The organism is Candidatus Infernicultor aquiphilus (assembly GCF_002784285.1).
GTDB lineage: Bacteria > Atribacterota > Phoenicimicrobiia > Phoenicimicrobiales > Phoenicimicrobiaceae > Infernicultor > Infernicultor aquiphilus.
The window spans coordinates 1-1349 of the sequence record NZ_PFKO01000329.1 but is presented as its reverse complement, the minus strand read 5'-3'; the positions used below and the strand labels follow the sequence as shown (position 1 = coordinate 1349).

Here is a 1349-nt window from a genome sequence, read left to right as displayed (position 1 = left end):
TCTAAATAGCAAAGTATTGCTTCTTTTGCATTTTTTAAGGCCTCTTCTTCATTTTCCCCTTGAGTGAAACAACCATCAAGTGCAGGAATAGAGACATTAAATCCTCCTTCTTCAGCTGGTTCTAAAACCACTATAAATTTCATATATATTTTCTCCTATTTTATATTAACTTTCCCCTAATTCTGGATTCCCATTTTCATGGGAATGACATTACTTTTTTATTTTTTATACTCTAACAATTTTTTAAATTCATTTAAAGACAATCCAACTTGACGTATAATAGCTCTTAAAGTACCTTTGGCGATTTCTTTGTGATTTGGGACAGTTAATCTACGATAAGGAGACTTTTTATTCCTTAAAATAATATGACTCCCTGTCTGGTGATCCCTAATATAACCAATTTCCTCTAATATCTTACAAAGATCCTTTCCTGATATTATTGGTAAACCTCTCAATTTGCAACCTCAACAATCTCTTCTCTGATAGATGGTGGAACGGGTTCATTATGTTTTTTTAAACTCTCTAAATATCCCTTAATTGCATCTTGAATGTTTATTAAAACTTCTTTTCTGCTCTTGCCCTGAGAAATACATCCAGGTAAAGAAGGACATTCAGCAACAAATATCCCATCTTCATCCTGCTCAATCAAAATTCTATACTTCATAATAAATTTCTCCTGTTTCTAACAATTTCTCACTACTTGTGGATTCCCGCTTTCTTCTTTTGTTATTCCCGTAAAAATGTTTTATCACTCTACCGATTAGTATTAATCTTTTGGTTTTTCTACACTCTCATCAATAAGAAATTTCATAATTTACTTTGCCACTTTTAGCAAATGAACTTCTTCTCCATGAACTGATTCTGCTGCATACGCTAAGGCCGCTTGAATATCTTTACTGGTAAGACGTGGATACTCCTGGAGAATTTTATCAATAGAAATATTTTGAGAAAGTTTCCGTAATATTATTTCTATCGGAATTCTCGTTCCTTTAATAATAGGTTTTCCCAACATTATCCTGGGATTTATCTCTATTCTTTTTGATAAATTTTCTTGAGACATAGTATTTGCCCTCTATTACTTTGCTTTACTTTTTAGGGGTCAGATTTATCTGACCCATTTTAATTACGAGTTCAATAAATTAGAGATTGCTTCCCCTGCTTTCGCAGGGGCAGGCTTGCTTTGCTCCTCCATGACACTTATATTTATTGCGGGTTCGATGAATCAAACCCCTACAAATTAGTAACCTCTACTTCTACTTCTTTAGCAATAAGCCCTGGTTTATCTTTTATCTCATTAACCTTCTCCATTCCTTCTAAATAGCAAAGTATTGCTTCTTTTGCATTTTTTA

General features: G+C 33.1%; 4 protein-coding genes. All 4 read right to left on the bottom strand.

The window, feature by feature from the left end; translation table 11 throughout:
• On the bottom strand, positions 1–143 hold a 143-nt coding region (locus COZ07_RS09165), incomplete at its 3' end, for a type II toxin-antitoxin system HicB family antitoxin (protein WP_406608262.1).
• Between the two features lie 75 nt (positions 144–218).
• A complete protein-coding gene (locus tag COZ07_RS09160) occupies positions 219–455 on the bottom strand; it encodes a type II toxin-antitoxin system HicA family toxin (RefSeq protein ID WP_406608261.1) in 237 nt (78 codons plus the stop codon).
• Positions 452–664 (bottom strand): type II toxin-antitoxin system HicB family antitoxin, encoded by a 213-nt coding sequence (locus COZ07_RS09155; RefSeq protein ID WP_406608260.1) that lies wholly within the window; start codon positions 662–664, stop codon positions 452–454. The genes COZ07_RS09160 and COZ07_RS09155 overlap by 4 nt, the downstream gene beginning before the upstream one ends.
• A gap of 150 nt (positions 665–814) precedes the next feature.
• On the bottom strand, positions 815–1060 hold the full coding sequence (locus COZ07_RS09150) for a DUF433 domain-containing protein (protein ID WP_406608259.1): 246 nt from the start codon (positions 1058–1060) through the stop codon (positions 815–817).
• Positions 1061–1349 lie beyond the last annotated feature (289 nt).